This window comes from Streptomyces sp. NPDC002817, assembly GCF_053592055.1.
In genome coordinates this window covers 1-26,584 of the sequence record NZ_JBSFUY010000003.1, presented here as the reverse complement: position 1 = coordinate 26,584, position 26,584 = coordinate 1, and the positions used below count along the sequence as shown (strand labels likewise).

Here is a 26,584-nt window from a genome sequence, read left to right as displayed (position 1 = left end):
GTATGCCCAAGTGCGGGGGTGGATATGCGGCTCCGCTGTGGTGAGCGGCTGGGGCGGAGTCCTCGGTCAGCCCCAGCCCAGTTCGTGGAGCCGCTCGTCGTCGATGCCGAAGTGGTGGGCGATCTCGTGGATCACGGTCACGGCGACCTCGTGCACCACGTCGTCCTGGGTCTCGCAGAACCGCAGGGTCGGACCCATGTAGATCGAGATGCGGTCGGGCAGCACGCCGGCGTACCACTCGCCGCGGTCGGTGAGCGGGGTGCCCTCGTAGAGGCCCAGCAGTTCGGGGTCGTCGGCGGGAGGTTCGTCCTCGACGAACACGGCGACGTTGTCCATGACCCGGGTCAGCTCGGGCGGGATCTGGTCCAGGGCCTGGCTCACGAGTTCTTCGAAGGCTTCGCGCGTCATCTCCAGCACAGGGCCATTGTCGGGGACGGGGTGCCTGGAGCGGAGGCGGGTGCGGGTGGGTCTCGCGCGTGTCCTCTTGTGGGCGGCGGGAGTTGAACGGGTTGACTCTCTCAACCGCCCTCGGAGGTGGCTGCCCGTGCGCCCCTTGTACGTACCCGTCCGTCTGGCCGCCACGGTGATGGCGGTCGCCGCTGCCGCCGGCTGTATGAGTGTGGGCGACGACGACGGCGGCAAAGGAGCCAAGCCGTCGCACTCCGCCGGGCAGCGGGGCGGGGACGCGCCGGACGGCGGACCGGCGGTGCCGGGCGGGGGCGGTGGGTACGGGGCCGCCGGGGCCGACGGCAAGCACGGGAAGAAGAAGGGCAAGGGGAAGGCGGGGGAGTCGGCGTCGCCCTCCGCGTCGGAGTCGGCCGGGGAGAGCGCGTCGCCCTCGGCGGACGTCAAGCCCGGCAAGCCGGACAAACCGCAGCCGACCCCGACGAAGACCCAGCCCGCCCCGACGAAGACGCCCGAGCCGACCCCGACGCCGACTCCGACCCCGGACCCGCCCTCCCCGACCCCCACGGTCGCCGAGCCGTCCTCCTCCGCCCACCAGGAGGCCGAGCCGCAACTGGCCCAACGCGAGCCGGCACCCGCGGCGGGGACACCGGCGTAGGGCGGCGGGGCGGGCGGTTCTCCGGGCGGGAAGACCCGTGGGAGCCGGGTGTGACGTACGTCAATGGGACCCGGTTTGCCTTCGGGGGTGGTGGGTGCGTATGGTGGTAGATCGTTTGATCCCATTTGCCCGGCGCCAACGCAGAGCGCGCCGTGTGGCGCGTTCTCTCCCTTGCCGTGGCTGACCGCATAGAGGCGGTCGTATTGCGAATCACGGAGTTGACGGGCGCGTGCCGACGAGACTCCGGAAGGTTTCGCATACGCATGTCCATTTCCAGTTCTGATCACGCCGTCATGCCCGAGAACGGCGAGAACGAGATCGTCGAGGAGACCCCCGAGGTCACCTTCGCCACTCTCGGTCTCCCGGAGGGCGTTGTGCGCAAGCTCGCCCAGAACGGCGTGACCTCCCCCTTCCCGATCCAGGCCGCGACCATCCCGGACGCCCTGGCCGGCAAGGACATCCTGGGCCGTGGCCGCACCGGCTCCGGCAAGACCCTCTCCTTCGGTCTGCCGCTGCTGACCAAGCTGTCCGGCGGCCACACCGACAAGAAGAAGCCCCGCGGCATCATCCTCACGCCGACCCGTGAGCTCGCGATGCAGGTCGCGGACGCCCTCCAGCCCTACGGCGACGTCCTCGGCCTCAAGATGAAGGTCGTCTGCGGCGGCACGTCGATGAGCAACCAGATGTACGCCCTGGAGCGCGGTGTCGACGTCCTCGTCGCCACCCCGGGCCGGCTGCGCGACATCATCAACCGCGGCGCCTGCTCCCTGGCGAACGTCGAGGTCGCCGTCCTCGACGAGGCCGACCAGATGTCCGACCTGGGCTTCCTGCCCGAGGTCACCGAGCTGCTCGACCAGATCCCGGGCGGCGGCCAGCGCATGCTGTTCTCGGCCACGATGGAGAACGAGATCTCCACGCTGGTCAAGCGCTACCTGACCAACCCGGTCACGCACGAGGTCGACAGCGCCCAGGGCAACGTCACGACGATGTCCCACCACATCCTCATCGTGAAGCCCAAGGACAAGGCGCCGGTCACCGCGGCCATCGCCTCCCGCAAGGGCCGCACGATCATCTTCGTCCGCACCCAGCTGGGCGCCGACCGCATCGCCGAGCAGCTCCAGGACGCCGGTGTGAAGGCCGACGCGCTGCACGGCGGCATGACGCAGGGTGCCCGTACCCGCGTCCTCGCCGACTTCAAGGACGGTTACGTCAACGCGCTCGTCGCGACCGACGTCGCCGCCCGCGGTATCCACGTCGACGGCATCGACCTGGTCCTGAACGTGGACCCGGCCGGTGACCACAAGGACTACCTGCACCGTGCGGGCCGTACGGCTCGCGCCGGCCGCACGGGCACGGTCGTCTCCCTCTCCCTGCCGCACCAGCGCCGCCAGATCTTCCGGCTGATGGAGGACGCGGGCGTCGACGCCGGCCGTCACATCATCAACTCCGGTACGGCCTTCGAGCCCGAGGTCGCCGACATCACCGGCGCCCGTTCGATGACCGAGGTCCAGGCGCAGTCTGCGGGCGACGCCGCGCAGCAGGCCGAGCGTGAGGTCACGCAGCTCACGAAGGACCTGGAGCGGGCCACCCGGCGCGCGACCGAGCTCCGCGAGGAGGCCGACCGCTTGGTCGCCCGTGCCGCGCGCGAGCGGGGCGACGACCCGGAGACCGCGGTGGCCGAGGCCGCCGCCGTCGTGGAGGCCGCGGCGGCCGAGCAGCCCGCCGCCGAGGCGCCGGTGCGCGAGGAGTCCTCCTCTTCGTACGAGCGTCCGCGTCAGCAGCGCGACGAGCGGGGCAACTACGAGCGCCGCGACCGTCGTGACGACCGTCCGTCGGGTGGTTTCCGCCGCGATGACCGTCGTGACGGTGACCGTGGCGGCTTCCGCCGCGACGACCGTCCGTCGGGTGGTTTCCGCCGGGACGACCGTCGTGACGGTGACCGTGGCGGCCGTTCGTTCGACCGCCCGTCGGGTGGCTTCAACCGTGACAACGACCGTGGCGGCTTCCGCCGTGACGACCGTCCGTCGGACCGTCCGTCGGGTGGTTTCCGCCGTGACGACCGTCGCGATGGTGGTGACCGTGGTGGCCGTTCCTTCGACCGCCGCGACGAGCGCCCCTCGGGTGGTTTCCGCCGCGATGACCGTCGCGATGGTGGTGACCGTGGTGGCCGTTCCTTCGACCGCCGCGACGACCGTCCGTCGGGTGGCTTCAACCGTGACAACGACCGTGGCGGCTTCCGTCGCGACGACCGTCCGTCCGGCCACCGTGGCAGCGACCGTCCGTTCAACCGCGACCGTCAGGCCAGCAGCGACCGCCCCGGCTTCCGCGCCGGCGGCCACGACCGCCCGCAGGGCCGTCGTGACGACCACCGCGGCACGGGTACCGGCACCGGCACCGGCTCCTTCGGGCGCCGCGACGACAAGCCGCGCTGGAAGCGCAACGGCTGACGGTAAGTAAGCAGGCCGAGCGCCGCGGTCCCCGTTCCGGGGGCCGCGGCGCTCTGTCGTTGGGGGAGCCCTTTTCCGAAGCGGCTCTTTCTAGCCAAGTTGTGACGTGTGTCACGCCCCCAGTGAGGGAATTGCTGGGGGCATGACAGATGACGACATAGCGAGTGGGCAGTCGGGAGCCTCCGGACTCTCCGACGAGGAACGCCTCGCCCAGCTCGGCTACACGCAGGTTCTGGCCCGCCGCATGTCGGCGTTCTCCAACTACGCGGTCTCCTTCACGATCATCTCGGTGCTGTCGGGCTGTCTGACGCTGTACCTGTTCGGGATGAACACGGGCGGCCCCTCGGTGATGATCTGGGGCTGGGTCGCGGTCGGGCTGATGACGCTGTTCGTCGGGTTGTCGATGGCCGAGATCTGTTCGGCGTACCCGACCTCGGCAGGCCTGTACTTCTGGGCGCACAAGCTCGCCCCCAGCCGGACCGCGGCCGCCTGGGCGTGGTTCACGGGCTGGTTCAACGTGCTCGGCCAGGTCGCGGTGACCGCCGGCATCGACTTCGGCGCCGCGTCCTTCCTCGGCGCGTACCTGAACCTGCAGTTCGACTTCGAGGTGACACCGGGCCGGACGATCCTGCTGTTCGCGGGCATCCTCGCGCTGCACGGTCTGCTGAACACCTTCGGCGTACGGATCGTCGCGATCCTCAACAGCGTCAGCGTGTGGTGGCACGTGGTGGGCGTGGCGGTGATCGTCGGCGCGCTGACCTTCGTACCGGACCACCACCAGTCCGCGTCCTTCGTGTTCACGGAGTTCGTCAACAACACGGGCTGGGGGAGCGGGGTCTACGTCGTCGCGCTGGGCCTGCTGATGGCCCAGTACACGTTCACCGGCTACGACGCCTCCGCCCATATGACCGAGGAGACCCACGACGCGTCGACGGCCGGCCCGAAGGGGATCGTGCAGTCGATCTGGACGTCGTGGATCGCCGGCTTCGTGCTGCTGCTCGGCTTCACCTTCGCGATCCAGTCCTACGACGGCGCGCTGAACTCCTCGACGGGCGCGCCCCCGGCGCAGATCCTGCTGGACGCCCTGGGCGCGACCGCCGGCAAGCTGCTGCTGCTCGTCGTGATCGGGGCACAGCTGTTCTGCGGGATGGCCTCGGTGACGGCCAACAGCCGCATGATCTACGCCTTTTCGCGTGACGGCGCGCTGCCGTTCTCGCGGGTCTGGCACACGGTCAGCCCGCGCACCCGGACGCCGGTCGCGGCCGTGTGGCTGGCGGCTTCGGGGGCGCTGGTCCTGGGACTGCCGTACCTGATCAACTACACGGCCTACGCGGCGGTGACGTCGGTGGCGGTGATCGGCCTGTACATCGCGTACGTCATCCCGACGCTGCTGCGGCTGCGCAAGGGCGAGGCCTTCGAGCGCGGGCCGTGGCATCTGGGCCGTTGGTCCCGGGCGATCGGTGTGGTGTCGGTGGTGTGGGTCGGCGTGATCACGGTCCTGTTCATGCTGCCGCAGGTCTCCCCGGTCACCTGGGAGACCTTCAACTACGCGCCGATCGCCGTCCTGGCGGTCCTGGGCTTCGCGGCGGCCTGGTGGCTGGCCTCGGCCCGGCACTGGTTCCTGAACCCCGAGCACGAGCGGACACGGGCCCGCGAGGCGGCACGCAAGGGGGCGCCGGAACCGGTTGATCCGTGATCTTTGGGTCGGCTTCCGCTCGCCCCGTCTCTTCCGGCGCGGCCGTGTCACCGATACCCGATCGGAGACTCGGCCGCGTCCGGCTATGCTCGGGGAGGCAACATCGCCTGGGCCCTTAGCTCAATTGGCAGAGCAGTGGACTTTTAATCCATTGGTTGTGGGTTCGAGTCCCACAGGGCCTACCCGGAAGCCCCCGCGTCAGACTGTTCTGAGGTGGGGGTTTCGGCGTCCCCGGAGGCCTGTCGGCCGCTACGGGCCCCATGGCGGCGGGCCGGTGCGGGTGGCCCAGGCGGCGAGGGCGGACTCGTCGAAGAGGCGGATCCCGGTGCCGGACGCGTACTGGGCCGCGGGCTTCGTGAACACGGACGTCGTGACTACGGCGGCGACCTGGGCGCTGTGGACGCTGTAGCAAGTGCCGCCGAACCGCTGGAGGTCCGGGCTGCCCACCTTGGTGGTCGGGCCGTAGCGCTTGCACTGGATGACGACGCGGCGCCCGTCCGGCGCGTCGGCGACGACGTCGGCGCCCAGGTCGCCGGCGCCTCCCACGACCCGGACCCCGAGACAGCCGTCGCGTTCGCAGAGGAACGCGACGGCGTGCTCGAACTCCCTTGGGCCCATGGCGTGGTAGCGCGCCACCTCCGTGGACCGCAGCGTGCGGACGCGATGGAGCTCCGCGGCCTGCCGGGCCCGGCGCCTGCCGAGTGCGAGGCCGCCGCCCACGAGGAGCAGGAGGATGAAGAAGGCGCCCGCGCCGTTGCCGTCGGCCCAGGCGAGGAGTGCCGCCGGGAGCAGGACGAGGGCGGCGGCCGCGTAGAGGCAGCCGGCGACTCCGATCGGTTCGGACGGCCGGACGAGGTCGCGTGTGGGCGCGCGCATGGATCCCCCCGAGGTGTGCCAGGTGGAGAGATCTACCACCGGGAGACGCGGAGGGTGGCCCTTATGTCGGTGAACAGTCCGTTCTGGTGTTTTCGCACGCCCGGGGCGTGCGCCTGCCCGCCGTCCGGGGAGGGTGGAGCGGGCTACACCCGAGGAGTGGAGCCCGCTCCACCGTCTCCCGACACCTTGGTCATCTAGCCTGCCCCCATGTGGAAGACCGTGCGGCGCGCCGCGAGGGCCACCGGCCACCTCCTGCTGGCCGCCGCGATGGCGTTCGGTGTGTGGATCTTCGTCACCGTGCTGCTGATCACCGCCATCGGCACGCTCGCGGTGGTCGGCGCCTGGCTGCTGCCCGAGACGGTGCTGCTCATACGGCGGATCGCCGGAGCCAAGCGGCAGCTGACGGCCTCGTGGACGGGCGTGCGGATCCCCGAGGCGTACCAGCCGCTGACCGGGACCGTCCGGGAGCGGTTCCGTACGGCCGTCAAGGACCCCGGCACGCTGACCGACTTCCGGTGGATGGTGGCGTACTACCTCTACGGCGCCCTGCTCTTCGTCGCGCTGCCGCTGTGGCCCGTCGGGCTCGTCGTCGACGGTGTGTGGAGCGGGCTGCTGCGCCGGGAGCCGGTCGTACTGCCGCTCATCGTGAAGGTCGCGGACCTGGAGGCCGACTGGTCGACGGCTCTGCTCAAGCCGTCCCCGAAGGCGCAGTTGACCCGCAGGGTCGAGGAGCTGGCCGCCACCCGTGCCGACGCCATCGCCGCGCACGGCGCCGAACTCCGCCGTATCGAGCGGGACTTGCACGACGGCGCCCAGGCCAACCTCGTCGCGCTGTCCATGCGCATCGGGCTCGCCAAGCGGGCCTACGACCGTGACCCCGACACCGCCCGCAAGCTGCTGGACGAGGCCCAGGACCAGGCCGAGCAGGCGCTGACGGAGCTGCGCAACGTCGTGCGCGGCATCCACCCGCCGATCCTGACCGACCGGGGGCTCGTGGGCGCCGTGCGCGCGCTGGCCGCCGGCAGCGGGCTCCAGGTCACCATCGACGACGGCGCGATGGACGAGAGCGTACGGGCGCCCGCCGCCGTCGAGGCCGCCGCCTACTTCGTGGTCGCCGAATCCCTCACCAACGCCGCCAAATACAGTGGTTCTCCCCGGGCCGACGTCAGGCTCGTGCGCACGAAGCGCGGACTGCGGGTGCGGGTCAGTGACGTGGAGGGCGGTGGCGGTGCCGACGAGTCCTCCGGTTCCGGGCTGCTCGGCATGCGGCGCCGGGTCGCCGCGCTCGACGGGACCGTGGACGTGTCGAGCCCCGTCGGGGGGCCGACCGTGATCGAAGTGGAGCTGCCGTGCGTGTGGTGATCGCCGAGGACAACGCCCTGCTGCGGGAGGGCCTCGTCCTGTTGCTGACCTCGGCCGGGCACGAGGTGGTGGCCGTCGTCGGCACCGGGCCCGAGGTCATGCCGGCCGTGCGGGAACAGCGACCGGACGTGGCCGTCCTGGATGTGCGGATGCCGCCCGGTTTCCGCGACGAGGGGCTGCGGGCCGCGCTGGAGGCCCGCAAGGAGTTCCCCGGGCAGCCGGTGCTGGTGCTCTCGCAGTACGTCGAGGAGTCGTACGCCGCCGAGCTGCTGGGCGGCGGCACCAGCGGGGTCGGCTATCTGCTCAAGGACCGGGTGGGCCGGGTCGACGAGTTCCTCGACGCGCTGGAGCGGGTCGCGGGCGGCGGTACGGCCCTGGACCCCGAGGTCGTCACCGAGCTGCTGACCCGCCGCAAGAACACCCCGCTGGACTCCCTGACCCCCCGCGAGCGCGAGACCCTCAAACTCATGGCGGAGGGCCACGACAACGCGACCATCGCCAAGACCCTGGTCGTCACCGAACGCGCCGTCCACAAGCACGTCGGCAATGTCTTCCTGAAGCTGGGCCTGCCGCCGAGCGACAGCGGCCACCGCCGGGTGCTGGCCGTGCTGGCGTATCTGGCGCACACACCTCAGGCATAGCGCGATACGACGATGCCGGGCCCTTCCGACGCGAAGGGCCCGGCATCGTCGTACGAGAATCAGCGCGTCGCCACGAGCTCCGGTGTCCGCTCGGCCGTCGGTGCGGGCAGCTTGCGGTTCAGCTTCTCGCCCTCGACGTCGATGTTCGGGAGCATGAGGTCCAGCCAACGCGGCAGGGACCAGGCCTTGTGGCCCAGCAGGGCGAGGATCGCCGGGACGATCGCCATGCGGACCACGAACGCGTCGAAGAGGACCGCGATCGCCAGCCCGAAGCCGATCATCTTGATCATGGACTCGCCGGCCCCGATGAACCCGGAGAAGACGGCGATCATGATCAGCGCGGCGGCCACCACCACCCGGGCGCTGTGCCGGAACCCGGAGACGATCGCCTGCTTCGGGGCGTCGCCGTGGACGTACGCCTCGCGCATCCGGGAGACGAGGAAGACCTCGTAGTCCATCGCCAGTCCGAAGACGATGCCCACCAGGAAGATCGGCATCATGCTCATGATCGGGCCGGTGGACTCCACGCCCAGCAGTTCGGCGCCGTGGCCCTGCTGGAAGACCGCGACGACCGCGCCGAGGGCGGCGAGCACGGAGAGCAGGAAGCCGAAGGCGGCCTTGAGCGGGACGAGCAGGGAGCGGAAGACCAGCAGCAGGAGCACGATCGCGAGGCCCACCACGACCGCCAGATACGGCAGCAGGGACGCCTGGACCTTCTCGGCGATGTCGATGTTCAGCGCGGTCCGGCCGGTCACCTCGTAGCCGACGCCCGCCTTCGACTCGATGCCCGGCCGTTCGTCGCGGATCGTCTTGACGAGGTCCTGGGTCTTCGTGTCGGTCGGGGCGGTGGAGGGGGTCGCGGAGAAGATCGCGGTGTCGCCGGCCTGGTTGAACCGGGCGGGGGAGACGGAGACGACTCCGTCCGTGGCGGCTATCTCCTTCGAGACGGTGGCCACGGCCGCCTTCGGGTCGTCGGCGCCCTTCGCGTCCACCACGATCGACAGCGGACCGTTGAAGCCGGGCCCGAAGCCCTCGGCCAGGGCGTCGTAGGCGCGGCGCTCGGTGGTGGAGGTGGCCTTCGCCTCGTCGCCCGGCATGCCCAGCTGGAGGTCCAGGACGGGGGTGGCCATGGCGCCCAGGCCGACCACGCCGAGGAGGAGGACGGGCAGGGGGTGGCGTACGACGAGCTTCGCCCAGCGGGAGCCGCCGTTCTCGGTCCTCAGCTGCTTGCGGCGGTGTCGCCGGGAGTTGCGGCGGGCGCCGCGCGAGAGCACGGCGTTCGGCCAGAAGCCCAGCAGTGCCGGGACCAGGGTCAGGCAGATCAGCACGCCGACGAGGACCGCGCCGGCCGCGGCCAGCCCCATCTTGGTGAGCATCGGAATGCCGACGACCCAGAGTCCGGCGAGCGCGATGACGACGGTGAGCCCCGCGAAGACCACCGCGGAACCGGCCGTACCGGCGGCGAGTCCGGCCGCCTCGCGCGGCTCGCGGCCCTTGGCGCGCTCCTCGCGGTAGCGGGACACGACGAACAGGGCGTAGTCGATGCCGCAGGCCAGGCCGAGCATGGTGGCCAGGGTGCCGGTGTTCGCGGACAGGCCCAAGGTCTCGGACAGGGCGAGGATGCCGGTCATGCTGATGCCGACGCCGATGATCGCGGTCAGCAGCGGGAGCCCGGCGGCGGCCAGCGAGCCGAAGGTGATGAGCAGGACCACGGCCGCGATCGCGATGCCGATCGCCTCGGCCGCACCGCCCGCCGAGGGCTTGGTGGCCAGGGCGTCACCGCCGACCTCGACGGTCAGACCGGCGTCCCGGGCCTGGTCGAGGGCGGTTTCGAGGTGGCTCTTGGAGGCGTCGGTCAGGTCGTCGGCCGTGGCGCTGAAGGAGACGGTCGCGTAGGCCGTCGTGCCGTCCTCGCTGACGGCCTGCGCCTGGAACGGGTCGACGGCGGAGGCGACCTGGGAGCCGTCGGCGGCGGAGTGCACGAGTCTCTCGACGGCGGCCTTGTTGTCGGCGGCGGTGACCTTCTCACCGCTCGGCGCGATGAACACGATCCGGGCGCTCGCCCCGTCGGCCGCGGCCCCCGGGAAACGCTCCTCCATCAGGTCGAACGCCTTCTGGGACTCGATGCCGGGCATCGTGAAGCCCTCGTCGGCGGGGGTGGGCGCCTTCGTCGAGGCGAAGCCGACGGCGCCCAGCACCGCCACCCACAACAGGACGACGAACCACCGGAAACGGAAGGACGCGCGGCCCAGGTGAAAAAGGAGAGTAGCCATGCGGAAGACGATTCCGTCGGCCGCTCCCCGTCACGAGGGAGCGCTCACCCGGACCGGGGTGGAGCGGGCTACACCCTCAGCCGACGTTGAGCTCCGTCAACTCGCCCAGCGGCAGTGTGTGCTGGGTCTGGAGGACCTTCGCGCGCAGGTAACGGACGTTGTGGGCGGTGGTGAAGACGCCGGTCGGCACCCGGTCGTGGACGTCGATGCCGAGGTCGCGCAACTGGCCCGCCTTGTCGGGGTTGTTGGAGAGGAGGTCCAGCGAGTCGATCCCCAGGGCCTTCAGCATCTGCGCGGCCGCCGTGTAGTCGCGGTCGTCCTCGGGGAGGCCCAGCGCGGTGTTGGCGGCGTAGGTGTCCAGGCCCTGGTCCTGGAGGGCGTACGCGTCGAGCTTGTTGTAGAGGCCGATGCCGCGGCCCTCCTGGCGCAGGTACAGCAGGACGCCGCCGCGCTCGGCAATCCGCTCGACCGCCTCGCGCAGCTGCGGGCCGCAGTCGCAGCGGGCCGAGCCGAAGACATCGCCGGTGAGGCACTCCGAGTGGAGCCGGACCAGGGGGGTGGGTCCTGGGTCACCGAGGACGACCGCCACGTGCTCCTGGCCGTCGGTCAGGCCGTGGAAGGTGACGAGTTCGGCGTCGACGCTGTAGCCGTCCCCGAAACGCAGCGGGACGCGGACGCGGGAGCGCGGGGTGGCGGCAGGGAAGTCGGTCATGCGGGTACTCCGGTCCGTAGGGTCCGTAGGCATACCTGCTTCAGATTTGAAGCAGGTCTACGAGGGGAGACCCTACCCCATGCTTTAAATTTGAAGCAATGGGTTTGTGAGGTGGCTCATGAGGCCCCGGAGCACGACGATGACGAGCGCCGACGCCACGGCACCTCGTCACCCGTGTCCTCCTGGAGCCCGTCCGCGATCGCTCTGGAGATCTCCTCCAACTGCTCCACCTGCTCCGGAGTGAGCCGGTCGAAGAGGGCGGCGCGGACCGCCTCGACATGTCCCGGCGCCGCCCGCTCCACCTCCGCCATGCCCTCCTCGGTCAGTACGGCGATGCTCCCGCGCTTGTCCCACCGACAGCTCTCGCGCCCGACCAGCCCGTCCTTCTCCAGCCTGGTCACGGCATACGTCAGCCGGGGCCGCGTGATCTTCAGCCCCTCGGCGAGCTCGGTCATGCGCATCCGCCGCTCCGGTGCCTCGGAGAGGTTGGCGAGGATGGAGTAATAGAGGTGGGGCATGCCGGCGTCCTGCTGGAGCTGCCGGTCGAGCGCGTCCTCGAGGAGGTGCGACGCGGCGAGGTACGCGCGCCAGGCGCGCTGCTCCTTCGGAGTGAGCCAGCGAGTCGTCATGCCACCAGTGTAGGTTTGTTTCAAACTTGAACCAAGCCCGCCGCCGTCACAGCTCAGCCCGCCACAGTGAGAGGGACCGCACCGATGTCTCACCCGTACGTCCTCCTCTCCGCGGCCGTCTCCCTCGACGGCTACCTCGACGACACCGGCCCCGACCGCCTGCTCCTCTCCAGCCCGGCCGACTTCGACCGCGTGGACGAGGTCCGCGCCTCGGTCGACGCGATCCTCGTCGGCGCCGGCACGATCCGCGCCGACAACCCCCGCCTGCTGGTCAACTCCCCGCAGCGGCGCGCGGCCCGCGTGGCGGCGGGCAAGCCGGAGTACCCCCTCAAGGTCACGGTCAGCGGCTCGGGCGACCTGGATCCCGACGCGAAGTTCTGGCACACGGGCGGCGACAAGGTCGTCTATACGACGGACAAGGGCGCGGAGCGGGCCCGTACGGCGGGTCTGGCCGCCGACGTGGTCTCCCTGGGCGCCGACCTGGACTGGCCCGGCCTCCTGACGGACCTGTCGGCCCGGGGCGTGCGACGCCTCATGGTCGAGGGCGGCGGCAAGATCCACACCCAGCTCCTCCAGCAGGGCCTGGCGGACGAGCTCCAACTGGTCCTGGCCCCCCTCTTCGTCGGCGACGCGGCCGCCCCCCGCCTCTTCGGCCCCGGCGCCTACCAGGGCGGGCGCCTGCGCCTGGTCGAGTCCCGGCAGATCGAGGACGTCGTCCTCATGCGCTACGAGCCCACCGCACCCGGCGTCCCCGCCGCCGACCGCCACTGGCTCCGCCTCGCCTGCGAACTGGCCGCCCTGTGCCCGCCGTCCCGGACCGCGTTCAGCGTGGGCGCGGTGGTGGTCGCCGCCGACGGCACGGAACTCGCGCGCGGGCACTCCAGGGAGGGTGGCGACTCCGTGGTCCACGCGGAGGAGGCGGCGCTGGCGAAGATCGAGGCGGGGGATCCGAGGCTGGCCTCGGCGACGGTCTACAGCAGTCTGGAGCCGTGCGCCCGGCGGGCCTCGCGCCCCGCGCCCTGTGCCCGGCTGATTCTGGAGGCGGGGGTGCGGCGGGTGGTGACGGCCTGGCGGGAGCCCGACACGTTCGTGGAAGGAGCCGACGGGAGTGGGCTCCTGGCGGCGGCCGGGGTGTCCGTCGTGGTGCTGCCGGAGTTCGAGGAGCAGGCCAAGAGGCCGAACCTTCATCTGCCGGGGTGAGCATCACCGAGCCGTCCGGCGACGGAGGACGAGGCCCGCTCGGACGCCGGGTGACGGACCGATCAGCCCAACATTTCCTGCGCGCCGCTCCCCGGAGGGCGACGCTGCCACCATGAGGTCAGCCCGATTCCGTGCCGCCGTCGCGCTTCTGCTCGCCCCCCTTCTCGCCACCGCCTGTGGGACCACCGACTCCGGTACCCGCACCATGGCCCGTGCACTGCCCCCCGACGCGGCGTTCACCCACCCCGGTGTGCTGGTGAGCGACGCCCAGCTGAATGCCGTACGGGAGAAGGTCACCGCGGGGAAGCAGCCGTGGCTGAAGGCCTACCTCGACATGAGGGACAGCAAGTACGGGGCGTACAAGTACCGGGCCGAGCCGTACGCGAGCGTGGACTGTCCCGGTGGGGAGCACGCCGACCGGCCCGCGCACGGGTGCGTCGAGGAGCGTGAGGACGCGATCGCCGCCTATACACAGGCGCTCCTCTTCCGTGTCACCGGCAAGCAGCAGCATGCCGTCAAGGCGCGGGAGATCATGGACGCCTGGTCGGCGAGGATGCGGAAGCACACCGAGGAGGACGCGGGGCTCCAGACCGGGTGGGCCGGGGCGACCTGGGCGCGGGCCGCGGAGATCGTGCGGCACAGTGCGGGCGCGGGGTGGCCGCAGGACCGGGTCGCGCGGTTCCAGGACATGCTGCGGAGCGCGTATCTGCCCGCCGTCACCCGCAAGGTCCCCGACTACAACGGCAACTGGGACCTCGTCATGACCGACGCGGCCATCGGCATGGCCGTCTTCCTCGACGACCACAAGGCCTTCGACCATGCGCTCCAGCGCTTCCGGGAGCGCGTCCCCGCCTACTTCTACCTGGAGAAGGACGGGCGGGTGCCGCTCACCCCGGCCGGGTCGGGGGTGAACACGCCGACGAAACTGACGACGTACTGGTTCGGGCAGAAGACGTACCAGGACGGCGTCTCCCAGGAGACCTGCCGCAACTTCAAGCACGTCGGCTACTCCATCGCCGCCACCGCTCACATCGCCGAGACCGCCTGGCACCAGGGTGTCGACCTGTACGGCGAGGTCAAGGACCGGCTGAAGTCGGCGCTCGCCTTCCACGCCCGGTACCAGGCCGGCGAGCCCGCGCCCGCGTGGCTGTGCGGCGGGAAGGTGGACCGGAACATGGGACCGGACCTGGAGGTCGCCCTCAACCACCTGGAGAACCGCCTCGACGTCTCCGTCCCGGCCGCCCACAAGCTCGCCGAGGAGACCCGGCCCGCCGGTACCGACAATCTCTTCGTGTCCTGGGAGACCCTGACCCACGCGGGCAACTCCGCCGGCTGAAAACGCAGGTCAGCGGCGCCGAGAACAAACCGTGGTGCTGAGCGTCCCGCGGATGACGTATGCTGGTTTCACCGACGCGGGGTGGAGCAGCTCGGTAGCTCGCTGGGCTCATAACCCAGAGGTCGCAGGTTCAAATCCTGTCCCCGCTACTCACGGCTCAGGGCCGGAGTCCAGTCACTGGACTCCGGCCCTGAGTGTTTCCCCCGGTCGGGCCACACGGCTCGCCGCCCGGTGCCGGTCCGGGAAACCTGGGCATGTGGATCAGGAGGCGGTGGCGGGGCGGCGTATCTCCGCCCTCTTGCGGGCGTTGCCCGCCCTGCTGATCGTCGGTGGCGTCCTCTACGACGTCCTGACCCCTCGGGACTTCACCGCGATCCCCTTCTTCACCGCCGCCCCCCTGGTCGCCGCGCCCCTCTATCCGCTGCTCGGCATCGTCGTCACCGGGGCGGTGGCCCTGATCGCCGCCTTCGCCGTCCATATGCGGTTCGGCTTCCGGCTGGACGCCGACACCCTCACCGAGGCGCTCACCGTGGCGGTGGTCGCCGTGCTGGCCGCCGTCCTCAACCGGGTCGTGCTCCGCGGCGACCAGCGGCTCGCCTCCCAGCGCCAGATCGCCGAGGCCGCCCAGCGGGCGGTGCTGCCCGAGCCCGACGACCGGATCGGCGGGTTCGACATCGCGGTGCGGTACGAGGCGGCGCAGAAGGACGCCTTCATCGGCGGGGACCTGTACGCGGTGCAGGACAGTCCGTACGGGGTGCGGCTGGTGGTGGGGGACGTGCGCGGGAAGGGCATGGGGGCGGTGGCCGCGGTCGCCGTCGTCATCGGGGCGTTCCGGGAGGCCGCCGAGCAGGAGCCGACGCTGGAGGCGGTCGCGCGGCGGCTGGAGCGGGCGCTGGCGCGCGAGGGCAGGCGGCGCGAGGGGCACGACGCCATCGAGGGGTTCACCACCGTCGTTCTTGCCGAACTGCCGCACGGCGACGGGGTCGTACGGGTCCTCAACCGCGGCCATCCGCCGCCGTTGCTGCTGTGCCCCGACGGCACCGTGCGGGCGCTGCCCGCCGCCGAGCCCGCGTTGCCGCTGGGCATGGGCGAGCTGGGGAGCTGGCCCGACCGCGCGGAGGAGGCGGCCTTCCCGGGCGGGGCCACGCTGTTGCTGTACACCGACGGGCTGTCCGAGGCGCGGGACCGGTACGGGGAGTTCTACGATCCGGCGGCGCGGCTCGCGGGACGCGCCTTCCGAGTCCCCGGGGCGCTGCTGTCCGCGCTCGCCATGGAGGTGCGCCGGCACACGGGGGGCGGCATGACGGACGACATGGCGCTGCTCGCCGTACGACGGCCGTGACCTCAGGGGGGCTTTATCACGTGGGGTGATCGGGCGAGCGCCCTCCGCATAACAACTGACATACAGTCAATACCTGTGAGTTTACTGGAGCGCGGTCAACTCGCCCGTTTTTCACCGCTCATGGACCCGTACGTCCAGCGGAAAAAGGTTAATGATCAAGCGGAACAGCTTGGAATCCATGGTCCGGGTCTATTAACGTTCGATAACGCAGCGCGGTCGTCCCAGCCGTCACAAGAGACGGCTCCGTGCTCACGCGCTTAATCCCGCAAGGGAGCCGGGGAACCACCACCCTGGGGTGAATCGCGCGAATGCCGCCGTGAACTCACGGCCGGTATACGCGCGTAGGAGACCTTCCTGCTCCGAACCCGTCAGCTAACCCGGTAGGCGAGAAGGAAGGAAAGGAGCACGCCCACGTGGCGTCAAACCGGCCTGCCCCCGAGGCCCCGTACGTGCCGAGCCAGCGCAGCACCACCGATGTCTTCGGCTACGGCAGCTACCACCACGACGAGGGCCCGCGCGAGGAGTGGAATCCCACCGAGGAGTCCATCCGACCGGCACGCGGCAAGCACCGGGTCGCCAAGCAGCGCAGCGGGGGATTCGCCCGCAGCTCCACCGTCCTGGGCGTCGGTGTCATAGCCGCCGTCGGCGGGGCCGGCATGGCCAGCGCCAACACCGGCAAGCCGCCGGTCTCCATCTCGATGCCCGACCTTCCGTTCGTGTCGGGCGAGGAGGAGGCGCCGCAGGGTTCGGCCACCGCGCTCAGCGACCTCGCCGCGGCCCCCACGGCCGCCACCACCACGGCCGTCGCGGACAAGGCCGAGACCACCGTCTCCGACGCCGGCGAGACGCTGCGCAACCGGATCATGGCGCAGGCCGAGAGCCAGCAGACGCAGGTCGACAACAAGACGCAGCTCGCCACCCAGACCGCCGCCGCCGACGAGGCCGCCAAGGCCGAGGCCGCCGCGCTGAAGAAGGCCGCGGACGACGCCGCCGAGGCGAAGAAGAAGGCGGAGGCGGACGCCGAGAAGGCCGCCGAGGCAAAGCGTCTCGCCGAGCTGGCGAAGCAGTACACGCTGCCGACCTCCTCGTACACGATCACCTCGACCTTCGGTCAGGCCGGCTCCCTGTGGTCCTCCGGGTACCACACGGGCCTCGACTTCGCCGCTCCCACGGGCACGCTCATCAAGGCGATCCACAGCGGCACCATCACGCAGGCCGGCTGGGACGGTTCGTACGGCTACAAGACCGTCCTGACCCTCGACGACGGCACCGAGCTGTGGTTCGCCCACCAGTCGTCGATCAGCGTCAGCGTCGGCCAGAAGGTCAACACCGGTGATGTGATCGGGCGCGTGGGTGCGACCGGCAACGTCACGGGCGCGCATCTGCACCTCGAGGTCCACTCGGGCGGTGCGTCCACCGGGATCGACCCGATGGCGTGGCTGCGGAGCAAGGGGCTCACCCCCTGAGGGTTCTTGATCCACCGGCGGCCCTGACGCACACCCCCCGACGTCAGGGCCGCCGGTTTTTGTGTCACCAGTTCTGGAACGCCTGCCTCCGCTTGTTTACGGGAACTTTGCGGCTGTTCCGGAAGAGCGGTCTCCGCATCGGCGTTGACCTCGTACATGACTTCTCTTCGCAAGCTGGGCACGTCCGACCTCGAGGTCTTCCCGCTCTCCCTCGGCGGCAACGTCTTCGGCTGGACCGCCGACGAGACGCAGTCCTTCGCCGTACTCGACGCCTACGCGGCCGCGGGCGGCAACTTCGTCGACACGGCGGACTCGTACTCCGCGTGGATCGACGGCAACGTCGGCGGTGAGTCCGAGACCATCATCGGCAAGTGGGTCAAGGCGCGCGGCAACCGCGACGACATCGTGATCGCCACGAAGGTCAGCCAGCACCCCGACTTCCCGGGCCTGACGGCCGCGAACATCAAGGCGGCCGCGGACGCCTCCCTGCGCCGCCTCGGCACCGACCACATAGACCTCTACTACACCCACTTCGACAAGGTGGAAGTGCCGGTCGAGGAGATCATCGGCGCGCTCGACGAGCTGGTGAAGGCGGGCAAGGTGCGGCACATCGCCGCGTCCAACATCTCCGCCGAGCGCCTGGAGGCGTCCCTCGCCTTCTCCGAGCGCGAGGGACTGGCCCGGTACGTGGCGCTCCAGCCGCACTACAACCTGGTCTCGCGCGAGACGTACGAGGGCGAGCTCCAGGACCTGGCCGAACGGACCGGACTGGCCGCCGTCCCGTACTTCGCGCTGGCCTCCGGGTTCCTCACCGGCAAGTACCGCGACGGTGAGGTGGTGGAGGGCGCCCGCGCCGCCGCCGGCGCCGGCAAGCACCTGGAGACGGAGCGCGGCCGCAAGGTCCTCGCCGCCCTCGACGACATCGCCGAGGCCCACCGGGTGCCGGTGGCGACCGTGGCCCTGGCGTGGCTGGCGTCCCAGCCGACCGTGGCGGCACCCATCGCGTCCGCACGGACGGCGGAGCAGCTTCCGGCGCTGGTGAAGGTGGCGGAGGTCCGGCTGACGGAGGACGAGGTCACGCGGCTGACGGAGGCGTCGGCCTAGTCTTCGCGGTCCGGCGGTGCGTTTCGGTCTCGGGCCTTACGTTTGGTACGGGTTGTAGCTCGGATACTGCACCGCCGGGTACCCGTGCACGGGCCAGTGTGTCGGCGGGATCATGACCGGGATCGGTGGTGCCGTCATCCGGGCCGCGTGGTCCAGGGCCGGGCGCGCCGCCTCCCGACGTACCCACAACTCGTGCAGCAGTTCTCGCTCCCGTACGACGAAGTCGGCGCCGGCCCGGCCGCGGCGCCCCCGGTGACGGAGGAACGCCAAGGACGTCGCGTACGCCTCGTACTGCGCCACCGCCCGCGCCGCCCGCTTCCCGGCGTGGGCGCGGGCGTACTGGCGGGCGATCCGGCGGGCCCGCATCGAGCCGAGGGCGAAGGGTTCGGCGGGGGTGAGCCAGCCGGCGACGGCGTAGGCGGGCAGTTCCTCGCGCACGGTGCGCAGTTCGCGCTGGCGGGTCCAGATGACGAGCCAGGTCAGCAGGCCGAACGCGGGGACCATGAAGGCCGCGTACACGGCGAAGAAGCCGTACTCGCCGAAGGTCGAGGAGCCGTTCCAGACGGCGTGCATACCCATCGCGAGCAGCAGGCCGGAGAGCGGCAGCAGCACGCGCCGTAGGTGATGGCGGTCCGCCGACAGTGCCGCGATGCCGAAGCCGATGCCGGTGAGGACCGTGAACAGCGGGTGCGCGAACGGCGACATGATGACGCGGACGAAGAACGTGGCCGCGGTGACGGAGGCGATGCCGCTGTCGCCGCTGAGCTGGTCGGTGCCGAAGGCGGTGCCGAGATAGAGGATGTTCTCGGTGAAGGCGAAACCGGTGGCGGTGACCCCGGCTATCACCACGCCGTCGACGATCCCGGTGAAGTCCCGTCTGCGGAAGAGGAAGACGAGCAGAACGGCCGCGGCCTTGGCGGTCTCCTCGACGACGGGCGCTATCACGGTCGCGCCGAGGGTGTCGGCGCTGGACGGATCCGCGGTCGCCGTCGCTATCCATCTGGTCGCGAAGCTGTTGGCGACGATCGCTATCAGCGCCGCCGCGCAGGCGCCCCAGGAGAACGCGAACAGCAGATTGCGCCAGGGGCCCGGCTCGACCCGGTCGAGCCAGCGGAAGGCGGCTATCAGCAGCGGCACGGGCAGGATCGCGAGCCCGAGCCCGACCAGGAAGCCCTCGGTGCCGGTCTGTTCGCGCACCAGGGCGAGGATGACGAGCCCGGAGAGCGCCAGCAGGGTGATGAGCGCGCCGTAGCGGACCCACTTGCGCTGCCACCAGTGCGCGTGCCGGAGCGCACCGCCGCCGGGGGGACCGGTGGGCTGCGTCGGGTACGGGGGAAAGGTGGCCACGGCATTGACCCTAACGAGTCAGGGGCGCCGCCCGCAGGTGGGCGAGGTGGTCTCGGGCGCCGGTGGGGGGTGGTCGTCGTGCGGTTCCTGCTCCCGCCCTTACTGCTGTCCTTACCGCTGTACGCGGCGGAACAACAGGTCGTTCACGACATGTCCCTTTTCCAGTCCCTGGCCCTCGAAACGGGTCAGCGGACGGTAGTCCGGACGCGGCGCAAAACCGCCGTCGGCCTGTGTGTTCTCGAAGTCCGGGTGCGCCGTGAGCACCTCGAGCATCTGTTCGGCGTACGGCTCCCAGTCGGTGGCACAGTGCACCACGGCCCCCGGCTTCAGCCGGGTCGCGGCGAGGCCGAGGAACTCCGGCTGGATCAGCCGCCGCTTGTGGTGCCGCTTCTTGGGCCAGGGGTCGGGGAAGTAGACGCGCAGCCCGTCCAACGAGTCCGGGGCCAGCATCTCGCGCAGCAGGATGATGGCGTCGCCGTTGCCGACGCGGACGTTGGAGAGCCCGCTCTGGTCGGCGAGGTTGAGCAGGTTGCCCTGACCGGGGGTGTGCACGTCGACGGCGAGGATGTTGGTGCCGGGGTCGGAACCCGCCATCCGCACGGTGGCCTCGCCCATCCCGAACCCGATCTCGAGCACGACGGGGTTGTCGTTCCCGAACAGTTCGGCCAGGTCGAAGACCTGCTGCCCGTCGATGTCCAGCCCCCACTTGGGCCACAGCCGCTGCAACGCGTCGGCCTGCCCCGCCGTCACCCGACTGCGCCGCGGCTGAAAACTCCGGATCCGCCGCTCGAAGTGCGACCCGGCAGGATCGGCTTTGGGCCCGTCGGGAAAGCGGGGCTCGCCCTTGGACCGGGTGTGCCGGACGGGCACACCGGGGGTGTGGGCGGACTGGGACGCGTCGGGAGCGTTGCGGGAGTCAGACACAGTGAGGTCGATTTTACGGGGACGAGGGCGAGCACATCCCGAGGGACGCCGGTCCAGGCAATCTCAGCCCGTCCGGCGTCTGAGGACGAGGCCCTCTCGGGTCGATCGGGGTCTGGGGCGGAGCCCCAGTGGGGTCGAAGGGGCGGAGCCCCTGGGGATAGGACGGGTAGGGGCGGCGGGGGCGAGAACCCCCGCACCGCGACCACCCCGCACCGTCACACGGCCCCCAGCGCAGCCAACGCCCTCCTCGCCACCTCCCGCCCGATCGGCAGCGAGGCGGTCGCAGCCGGAGAGGGCGCGTTCAGCACATGCACGGTCCGCGGCCCCTCCTTGATCAGGAAGTCGTCGACAAGCGTCCCGTCCCGCAGCACCGCCTGCGCCCGCACCCCCGCGGCCGACGGCACCAGATCACTGTCCTCGACCGCCGGCAGCAGCCTGCGCACCGCATCCGCGAACGCCGCCCTGGACACCGACCGCCGCAGCTCACCCGCCCCGTACCGCCAGTGCCGCCGCGCTATCCGCCACGACCCCGGCCAGGCCAGCGTCGCAGCCAGCTCCCGAGGACGTACGACCCCCCACCCGTACCCCTCCCGGGCCAGCGCCGGCACCGCGTTGGGCCCGATGTGGACGCCGCCGTCGATCCCGCGCGTGAGATGCACGCCGAGGAACGGGAACGCCGGATCGGGCACCGGATACACCAGCCCCTTCACCAGCTCGGGGCGCGCCAGCGTGAAGTACTCACCCCGGAACGGCACGATCCGCATCCCGGGATCGTCCCCGGTCAGCCGCGCCACCTCGTCGCAGTGCAGCCCGGCGCAGTTCACCAGCGCCCGCGCCCGCACGATGTCCCCGTCGGCCGTCCGCACGGCCACCCCGAGCTCCGGCCGCCGGTCGATGCGGACGACCCGGGCGCCGTACCGGATGTCCGCCCCCGAGGCGTCCGCCAGCTGCCGGGCGACCCCCACGAAGTCGCAGATCCCGGTCGTCCCGACGTGTATGGCCGCGAGGCCACGCACCTCCGGCTCGTACTCCGTGATCTGCGCGGGCCCCAGCTCGCGCACCGGAATCCCGTTCTCCCGCCCCCGCTGGACCAGTGCGTGCAGCCGGGGCAGCTCCGCCTGCTCGGTGGCGACGATCAGCTTGCCGGTGACGGCGTGCGCGATCCCGTACTCCGCGCAGAACTTCACCATCTCGGCCGCGCCCCTGACGGCGTACCGCGCCTTCAGCGACCCCGGCCGGTAGTAGATCCCGCTGTGGATGACCCCGCTGTTCCGCCCGGTCTGATGCCGGGCCGGCCCCTGCTCCTTCTCCAGCACGGTCACGCGCGTCCCCGGCGCGGCCCGAGTGATCGCATACGCGGTCGACAACCCGACGATCCCGCCCCCGATGACGAGCACGTCACAGTCGTAAGCGACCTCCGCCCGCACCTGCACCACCTCCCGCTTTAGATAGTGCACTGCGCCACTGACAGTGCCTTCAAACGCGGGGATGCGGGCGGACCCACTCCTACCTAGGCCGGAGCCATCAGCAAAGGCCGTGCGCGCTCCCGCAGCTCCACCACGCGCGGCTCGTCACCGTACGGCTCCAGCCGATGGAGCAGGTCCTTGACGTACTCGGTGGTGCGAGCCGACGAGATACGCCCCGCGACCTCCACCGCCCGCACCCCCTGTTCGCACGCCGCGTCGAGATTGCCCGACTCCAGTTCCGCGACCGCGGAGACGACCAGCCGCAGCCCGTGCGACCGGACGAACTCCTCCGTCGGCTTCGACAGGGCCTGTTCGGTGAAGCGCCGCACCTGGCGAGGCGCCTTCAGATCGCGGTAGCACTCCGCGGCGTCCGCGGCGAACCGGTCGTAGGAGTAGAAGCCCAGCCACGAGGGATCCTGGTCCCCGTCCCGGGACCGCTCCAGCCACCCCTCCGCCGCCTTCAGCGCCGCCCCCGCCGCCTGCGCGTCACCCGCACGCGCGTGCGCACGCGCCTCGACGAGCCGGAAGAAGCTCATGGTGCGGGCGGTCGCCAGGCCCCGGTTCCGCTCCAGCGCGGCCTGCGCGAGATCCACGCCCTCGTCGCCGAACCCGCGGTAGGTCGCCTGCAGGGACATCGACGCCAGCACATACCCACCGAGGGGTACGTCGGCTGCCGCGCGGGCCAGTCGCAGCGCCTGGATGTAGTACCTCTGCGCGGCCTCCTGCTGACCGGTGTCGAAGGCCATCCAGCCCGCGAGACGGGTCAGTTCGGCGGAGGCGCCGAACAACGCCCGGCCCACCTCGTCGGAGTACGAGCCGAGCAGCAGCGGTGCCGCCTCCACCCGTAAGCACTCCGGCACCATGGACGAACGCCAGTCGCCGCCTCCGTACTTGGAGTCCCAGCGCCTGGCGTCCTCGGCGGCCTCCCGCAGCTTCTGCACATCGCTGTGGCCGACTTTGAGCGGTGCGCCCGAGGCCTCTGCGGAGTTCATCTCGCGGGCGACCGAACTGTCGGCCGGGGTTATCAGCCACCGTGAGGCAGGCGTTGCGTATGCGCTTACTGCGAACGATCCGGCCAGCGACTGCCAGATGCCACCGGCGCCCGAGCGGCGGCCGGCGAGGTCGAGCCGGTACAGTTCCGTCGCCGAGCGGACGGCCTGTCCGACGTCCCTGGGGAAGGCGAGGCCCACTTCGGGCGCGGGATCCGCGTCCGCCAGACCGATCTCGTGGAGCGGTACCGGGCGGCCGAGCTTCTGGCCGATCGCGGCGGCGATGAGGTGCGGCGCGGCGCCCTGCGGCACCATGCCCTTGGACACCCAGCGCGCCACCGAGGTCTTGTCGTAGCGAAGAGTCAACCCGCGTTGAGAGCCAAGATCGTTGACGCGTCGCGCGAGCCCTGCGTTGCTGATTCCCGCGAGGGCGAGAACGGCGCCGAGTTTTTCGTTCGGCCCGCGTTGCTCCCTGGACATGAGCCACCCCTCGACACAGACGGCTGCCGCGCTGGCATAACCACGCGGCATTCGTAAACCCAGCGTAGTTCGCCGCATCCCATGCGTTAAGAGGCATTGTTCCGGATGGCGGGATTGTGGTCCGTACGCACGTACGGGCTCCCTACGCACCGTCGCGGCGTGCCCCCGTTGTGTGGCCGTGCGCCCGTGTGTGCGCTCTTCTCCGGCCATCGGGGGAGCGGTTCCATGGATCGTGCGTGGGTCGGCCCGCTGTACTGGATCCAGTGGGCTGGGGGATTCCGCCACCTCCATCCCCGCGGGTGGCGGAACGGTCCGGGGGGCGAACTCCGTTCCCCGGACTGCGCGTTACCGATGCGGTGCGCAGAGCCTGTACGGAGCGTGCGCGAGCCTGTCCCCGCTCCGCCAACTTGGCTGAAAATAGACCCCGCATCTCCAGGGCAATTACCGCTCCTACCATGGAAATTGACGGCGCGAAGGGCGTCTTGGGGGAGCGTATCGGGGGCGCATTCGCGCCGCAGTCGCCTTGCCCTGTACGGGCGTTCGCTTCTTCACGGGTATGTGTACAGGGGCGCATTCGACGGAGCTCAAGCGGCGCCACCGCCTCTCCGGTGCGCCTCCTTCATGGCAGCATGGGGAACCGGTTCGTACGGTGCACTGGTTGTCCACAGCCTGTGGAGGCGTCGATGCGGTGGTTGGTGGGGTGGAGCAGCACCGCAGCGGGAGCAGCCGTGACCGGCTCCGCGGGGGCGACCGGAGGCGACGGCGAGACCGTGCATCCGGTGGGTTCCCACTTGCTATGGGGCGACCCTGATCCGCTGTGGGCGGTCGGTGACTGGCGTCCCGACGAGGTGCGGGTGGTCAAGGCCGACGCGCAGAATCGAATCGCCGTCCTCGGTACCTGCGGGGCGACGGACGAACAGTTGCGGGTCGGTCTCTTCGCCGCGCGCGGAGGCGCCCTTCGGCATCTGACGGCCTGGTCCGGCAGTTACACGGCCGTCGTCCAGGTGGGCCGCCGGATCACCGTCTGCGGCGATCTCGCGGGCGCCCGTCCGGTGTTCTACACCCCCTGGGCCGGCGGCACCGCCTATGCGACGGCGGCGCTTCCGCTGGCCGACCTCATCGAGGCCAACCTCGACTTCGGACATCTGGCGGCCCTCCTGGCGGCCCCCGACGTCCCGGCCGCGCTGCACGACTCCACTCCGTACGACGGCGTACGGCGCATTCCGCCGGGGCATGCGCTGATCCTGCGCAACGGGGCGCGCGAGATCGCCGGGTACGAGGCGGTCGCCTCCCTCGCGGTGGCGGCACCCTCGGCCGACCCGGACAGCGCGGTGGACGCGGTGCGGGACGCGCTGGTGGAGGCGGTACGCGCGCGTCTGTCGGCGCCTCGGCACGTGCCCGGCGCCGACATAGACCCGGGCCCGGTCCCGGGGATGGGCCCCGCCGAACGTCGTGCCGCGCGCGGGATGCCGGTCCCGGGAATCGGGGCGGACCTGTCGGGCGGGCCGGCGTCGGGAACGCTGGCGCTGCTGGCCGCCGGCCTGCCGGGCATGCCGGGGACGGTGCTGGGGCACGGCACGGGAGCGGGCGAGCGACTGCTGGCGGTCACCTTCAACGACCTGGCGGTGCGCGGCCGGGAGGCCGAGGTGGAGCGGGCGGGCTCGCTGGCCGCCAACCCGCGGCTGCACCACGTGGTGGTGGCCGGCGGCGAGGAGACACTGCCGTACGCCGACCTGGACGGCCCGCTGACCGACGAGCCGAGCCCGTCCCTGGTGACGGCGGCCCGCCACCGCGCGCGCCTGGCGGCGGGCAGCGCGGACCACTTCACGGGATACGGCGCCCGTCAGGTCCTGGACGCGCACCCGGCCCGCCTGGCCGACCTCCTGATGGACCGCAAGCGACGCCATCTGGTCCGCCCGGTGGCGGCGCTGGCGAAGGCGGACGGCTCGGTGATGGTCCCCGCGCGCGTGTACGGAGCGGCACGCCGACTCGCCCGTACGCCGTACCGGACGGGCCTGGAGGTCCTCGCCGACCGGCTGATGGCCCGCCGCTTCGACGAGCCGGGGGGTGCCGTCGGGGCGTCACTGGCCGCCCTCGCCTGGGCCAGACCCGGCCCCGCGGCACGCTGGCTGACGGGGGAGGCGCTCGCTGAAGTATCGGTTCGCCTCCAGGGTGCGACGAGCCGCTCCGGGGTCGGCCCGGGCCAACGTCCCGGCGACTACCGCGCGCGTGCGGCACTGGCGAGGACCGCCGCCGATGTGCGCATCCTGGAGCAGGCCGCCGAGATCCGCTTCCAACGCCTGCACGCCCCGTTCCTCGACAACCAGGTCGTCCGAGCCTGCCGGGCCCTCCCGGAGGCGTTGCGGGTCCAACCGGGCGCGCGCGCCGCGATCTTGCGCACGGTCCTCCAGGGCGCGGGCATCACCGACCTCCCGCCCGGCTGGGGCGCACCGTCCCACGCCTCGGCGGCGGTGGCCGCCCGCACCGGCCTTCGCGTGGCGGCGGACTCCCTGATGTCCCTGTTCGGCACGCCCCTGCTCGCCGAGGCGGGCCTGGTGGAGGCAAGGGTCGTCCGCAAGGCGCTCCGCGCGGCGGCAGAGGGCGAACCCCTCCCCCTGGACGGCTTGGCAGACCTGGTCTCCCTGGAACTCTGGCTCCGCCGCCTACTGGCCCGCCGCGGCACCTGCTGGACAGGAACCCCGGCACGCGCACGCGCGGTACCGGCGGGGATCACACCCCAGAGGGGGGCATTGGGCGCGGGGGCTACGGCACGGAGGGGCTAGGGCGAGCGGCTCGATGCCGGCCGACCAGTCCGGCGTACGAGGACGAGAACGCACCGTCCCGATCCCCCGCCCACCCGCTGGGGGCTTCGTCTCACCGTGCGGGTCTGTGTCCTTCAGCCCGTCCGGCGTACGAGGACGAGAACGCACCGTCCCGAACCCCCGCCCACCCGCTGGGGGCTTCGCCTCACCGTGCGGGTCTGTGTCCTTCAGCCCGTCCGGCGTGCGAGGACGAGGGCGCGCCGTCCCGATCCCCCGCCCACCCGCTGGGGGCTTCGCCTCTCGACGCCGGTCCGTGCAACTCAGCCCGTCCGGCGTTTGAGGACGAGGTCCTTTCGGGGCCGACAGCGGGGGTCCGCGCGCTACGGTTTCCGGCCGACGCCTCCGTAGATGTACGTCGGCTCAGGCGATGTGCCTGAGTCAGGGCGCCACAGGGGGCAGGAGACGATGC

The 26,584-nt window shown here is 71.3% G+C and carries 20 protein-coding genes, 2 tRNA genes and 1 riboswitch; of the genes, 13 read left to right on the top strand and 9 right to left on the bottom strand.

The window, feature by feature from the left end:
• Positions 1-66 precede the first annotated feature (66 nt).
• Positions 67-417, bottom strand: coding sequence for a metallopeptidase family protein (locus ACWD3I_RS06040; RefSeq protein WP_365408952.1), 351 nt, complete (start codon positions 415-417; stop codon positions 67-69).
• 127 nt (positions 418-544) lie between these two features.
• Between ACWD3I_RS06040 and ACWD3I_RS06035 the strand changes: the two genes are divergently transcribed.
• From ACWD3I_RS06035 to ACWD3I_RS06020, 4 genes are all read left to right on the top strand, one after another.
• Complete coding sequence (locus ACWD3I_RS06035; RefSeq protein ID WP_365408955.1) at positions 545-1,063, top strand: hypothetical protein; 519 nt, start codon at positions 545-547, stop codon at positions 1,061-1,063.
• Between the two features lie 263 nt (positions 1,064-1,326).
• Positions 1,327-3,510, top strand: a complete 2,184-nt coding sequence (locus ACWD3I_RS06030) for a DEAD/DEAH box helicase (RefSeq protein WP_365408958.1) — start codon at positions 1,327-1,329, stop codon at positions 3,508-3,510.
• Positions 3,511-3,652: 142 nt separating this feature from the next.
• Positions 3,653-5,206 carry an amino acid permease gene (locus tag ACWD3I_RS06025; protein ID WP_365408961.1) on the top strand — a complete coding sequence of 518 codons (1,554 nt, stop codon included), beginning with the start codon at positions 3,653-3,655 and terminating at the stop codon, positions 5,204-5,206.
• Positions 5,207-5,315: 109 nt separating this feature from the next.
• Positions 5,316-5,388, top strand: a tRNA-Lys gene (locus ACWD3I_RS06020).
• 67 nt (positions 5,389-5,455) lie between these two features.
• Here ACWD3I_RS06020 and ACWD3I_RS06015 read toward each other — a convergent pair.
• A complete protein-coding gene (locus ACWD3I_RS06015; protein WP_365408964.1) occupies positions 5,456-6,082 on the bottom strand; it encodes a restriction endonuclease in 627 nt (208 codons plus the stop codon).
• 207 nt (positions 6,083-6,289) lie between these two features.
• On the opposite strand from ACWD3I_RS06015, the gene ACWD3I_RS06010 reads away from it, so the two are divergent.
• Complete coding sequence (locus ACWD3I_RS06010) at positions 6,290-7,444, top strand: sensor histidine kinase (protein ID WP_365408967.1); 1,155 nt, start codon at positions 6,290-6,292, stop codon at positions 7,442-7,444.
• Positions 7,432-8,085, top strand: a complete 654-nt coding sequence (locus ACWD3I_RS06005) for a response regulator transcription factor (protein WP_365408970.1) — start codon at positions 7,432-7,434, stop codon at positions 8,083-8,085. Before ACWD3I_RS06010 ends, ACWD3I_RS06005 begins: the two co-directional genes overlap by 13 nt.
• A 59-nt stretch (positions 8,086-8,144) precedes the next feature.
• Here ACWD3I_RS06005 and ACWD3I_RS06000 read toward each other — a convergent pair whose 3' ends face one another.
• From ACWD3I_RS06000 to ACWD3I_RS05990, 3 genes are all read right to left on the bottom strand, one after another.
• The gene (locus ACWD3I_RS06000) at positions 8,145-10,358 is read right to left on the bottom strand and encodes an MMPL family transporter (RefSeq protein WP_365408973.1); all 2,214 of its coding nucleotides are present in this window, start codon (positions 10,356-10,358) and stop codon (positions 8,145-8,147) included.
• Between the two features lie 76 nt (positions 10,359-10,434).
• Positions 10,435-11,070, bottom strand: coding sequence for a GTP cyclohydrolase II (locus ACWD3I_RS05995; protein ID WP_365408976.1), 636 nt, complete (start codon positions 11,068-11,070; stop codon positions 10,435-10,437).
• A gap of 116 nt (positions 11,071-11,186) precedes the next feature.
• On the bottom strand, positions 11,187-11,699 hold the full coding sequence (locus ACWD3I_RS05990) for a MarR family winged helix-turn-helix transcriptional regulator (protein ID WP_365408979.1): 513 nt from the start codon (positions 11,697-11,699) through the stop codon (positions 11,187-11,189).
• Between the two features lie 84 nt (positions 11,700-11,783).
• Between ACWD3I_RS05990 and ACWD3I_RS05985 the strand changes: the two genes are divergently transcribed.
• The 6 genes from ACWD3I_RS05985 to ACWD3I_RS05960 all read left to right on the top strand — a co-directional run bounded on the left by ACWD3I_RS05985 (position 11,784) and on the right by ACWD3I_RS05960 (position 18,147).
• Positions 11,784-12,899, top strand: coding sequence for a dihydrofolate reductase family protein (locus tag ACWD3I_RS05985; protein ID WP_365408982.1), 1,116 nt, complete (start codon positions 11,784-11,786; stop codon positions 12,897-12,899).
• Between the two features lie 112 nt (positions 12,900-13,011).
• A complete protein-coding gene (locus ACWD3I_RS05980; RefSeq protein WP_451084038.1) occupies positions 13,012-14,235 on the top strand; it encodes an alginate lyase family protein in 1,224 nt (407 codons plus the stop codon).
• Between the two features lie 75 nt (positions 14,236-14,310).
• Positions 14,311-14,384 (top strand) — tRNA-Met (locus ACWD3I_RS05975).
• A 107-nt stretch (positions 14,385-14,491) separates the two neighbouring features.
• Positions 14,492-15,577 (top strand): PP2C family protein-serine/threonine phosphatase, encoded by a 1,086-nt coding sequence (locus ACWD3I_RS05970; RefSeq protein WP_365408985.1) that lies wholly within the window; start codon positions 14,492-14,494, stop codon positions 15,575-15,577.
• Between the two features lie 244 nt (positions 15,578-15,821).
• Positions 15,822-15,979, top strand: a riboswitch (cyclic di-AMP (ydaO/yuaA leader).
• Positions 15,980-15,990: 11 nt separating this feature from the next.
• The gene (locus ACWD3I_RS05965) at positions 15,991-17,043 is read left to right on the top strand and encodes a M23 family metallopeptidase (protein ID WP_365408988.1); all 1,053 of its coding nucleotides are present in this window, start codon (positions 15,991-15,993) and stop codon (positions 17,041-17,043) included.
• 156 nt (positions 17,044-17,199) lie between these two features.
• On the top strand, positions 17,200-18,147 hold the full coding sequence (locus ACWD3I_RS05960) for an aldo/keto reductase (RefSeq protein ID WP_365408991.1): 948 nt from the start codon (positions 17,200-17,202) through the stop codon (positions 18,145-18,147).
• Between the two features lie 36 nt (positions 18,148-18,183).
• Here the strand turns inward: ACWD3I_RS05960 and ACWD3I_RS05955 are convergent, their stop codons facing one another.
• From ACWD3I_RS05955 to ACWD3I_RS05940, 4 genes are all read right to left on the bottom strand, one after another.
• A complete protein-coding gene (locus tag ACWD3I_RS05955) occupies positions 18,184-19,494 on the bottom strand; it encodes a PrsW family intramembrane metalloprotease (protein ID WP_365408994.1) in 1,311 nt (436 codons plus the stop codon).
• Between the two features lie 111 nt (positions 19,495-19,605).
• Entirely contained in the window at positions 19,606-20,418 is an 813-nt protein-coding gene (gene trmB / locus ACWD3I_RS05950; protein WP_365408997.1) for a tRNA (guanosine(46)-N7)-methyltransferase TrmB, read from the bottom strand.
• Between the two features lie 215 nt (positions 20,419-20,633).
• Positions 20,634-21,875: an L-2-hydroxyglutarate oxidase gene (gene lhgO, locus ACWD3I_RS05945; protein ID WP_451084037.1), complete on the bottom strand. Its 1,242-nt coding sequence runs from the start codon at positions 21,873-21,875 to the stop codon at positions 20,634-20,636.
• A 53-nt stretch (positions 21,876-21,928) separates the two neighbouring features.
• Positions 21,929-23,353, bottom strand: coding sequence for an MFS transporter (locus tag ACWD3I_RS05940; protein WP_266890456.1), 1,425 nt, complete (start codon positions 23,351-23,353; stop codon positions 21,929-21,931).
• 683 nt (positions 23,354-24,036) lie between these two features.
• Here ACWD3I_RS05940 and ACWD3I_RS05935 point away from each other — a divergent pair.
• Positions 24,037-26,136: an asparagine synthase-related protein gene (locus ACWD3I_RS05935; protein WP_365412369.1), complete on the top strand. Its 2,100-nt coding sequence runs from the start codon at positions 24,037-24,039 to the stop codon at positions 26,134-26,136.
• Positions 26,137-26,584 lie beyond the last annotated feature (448 nt).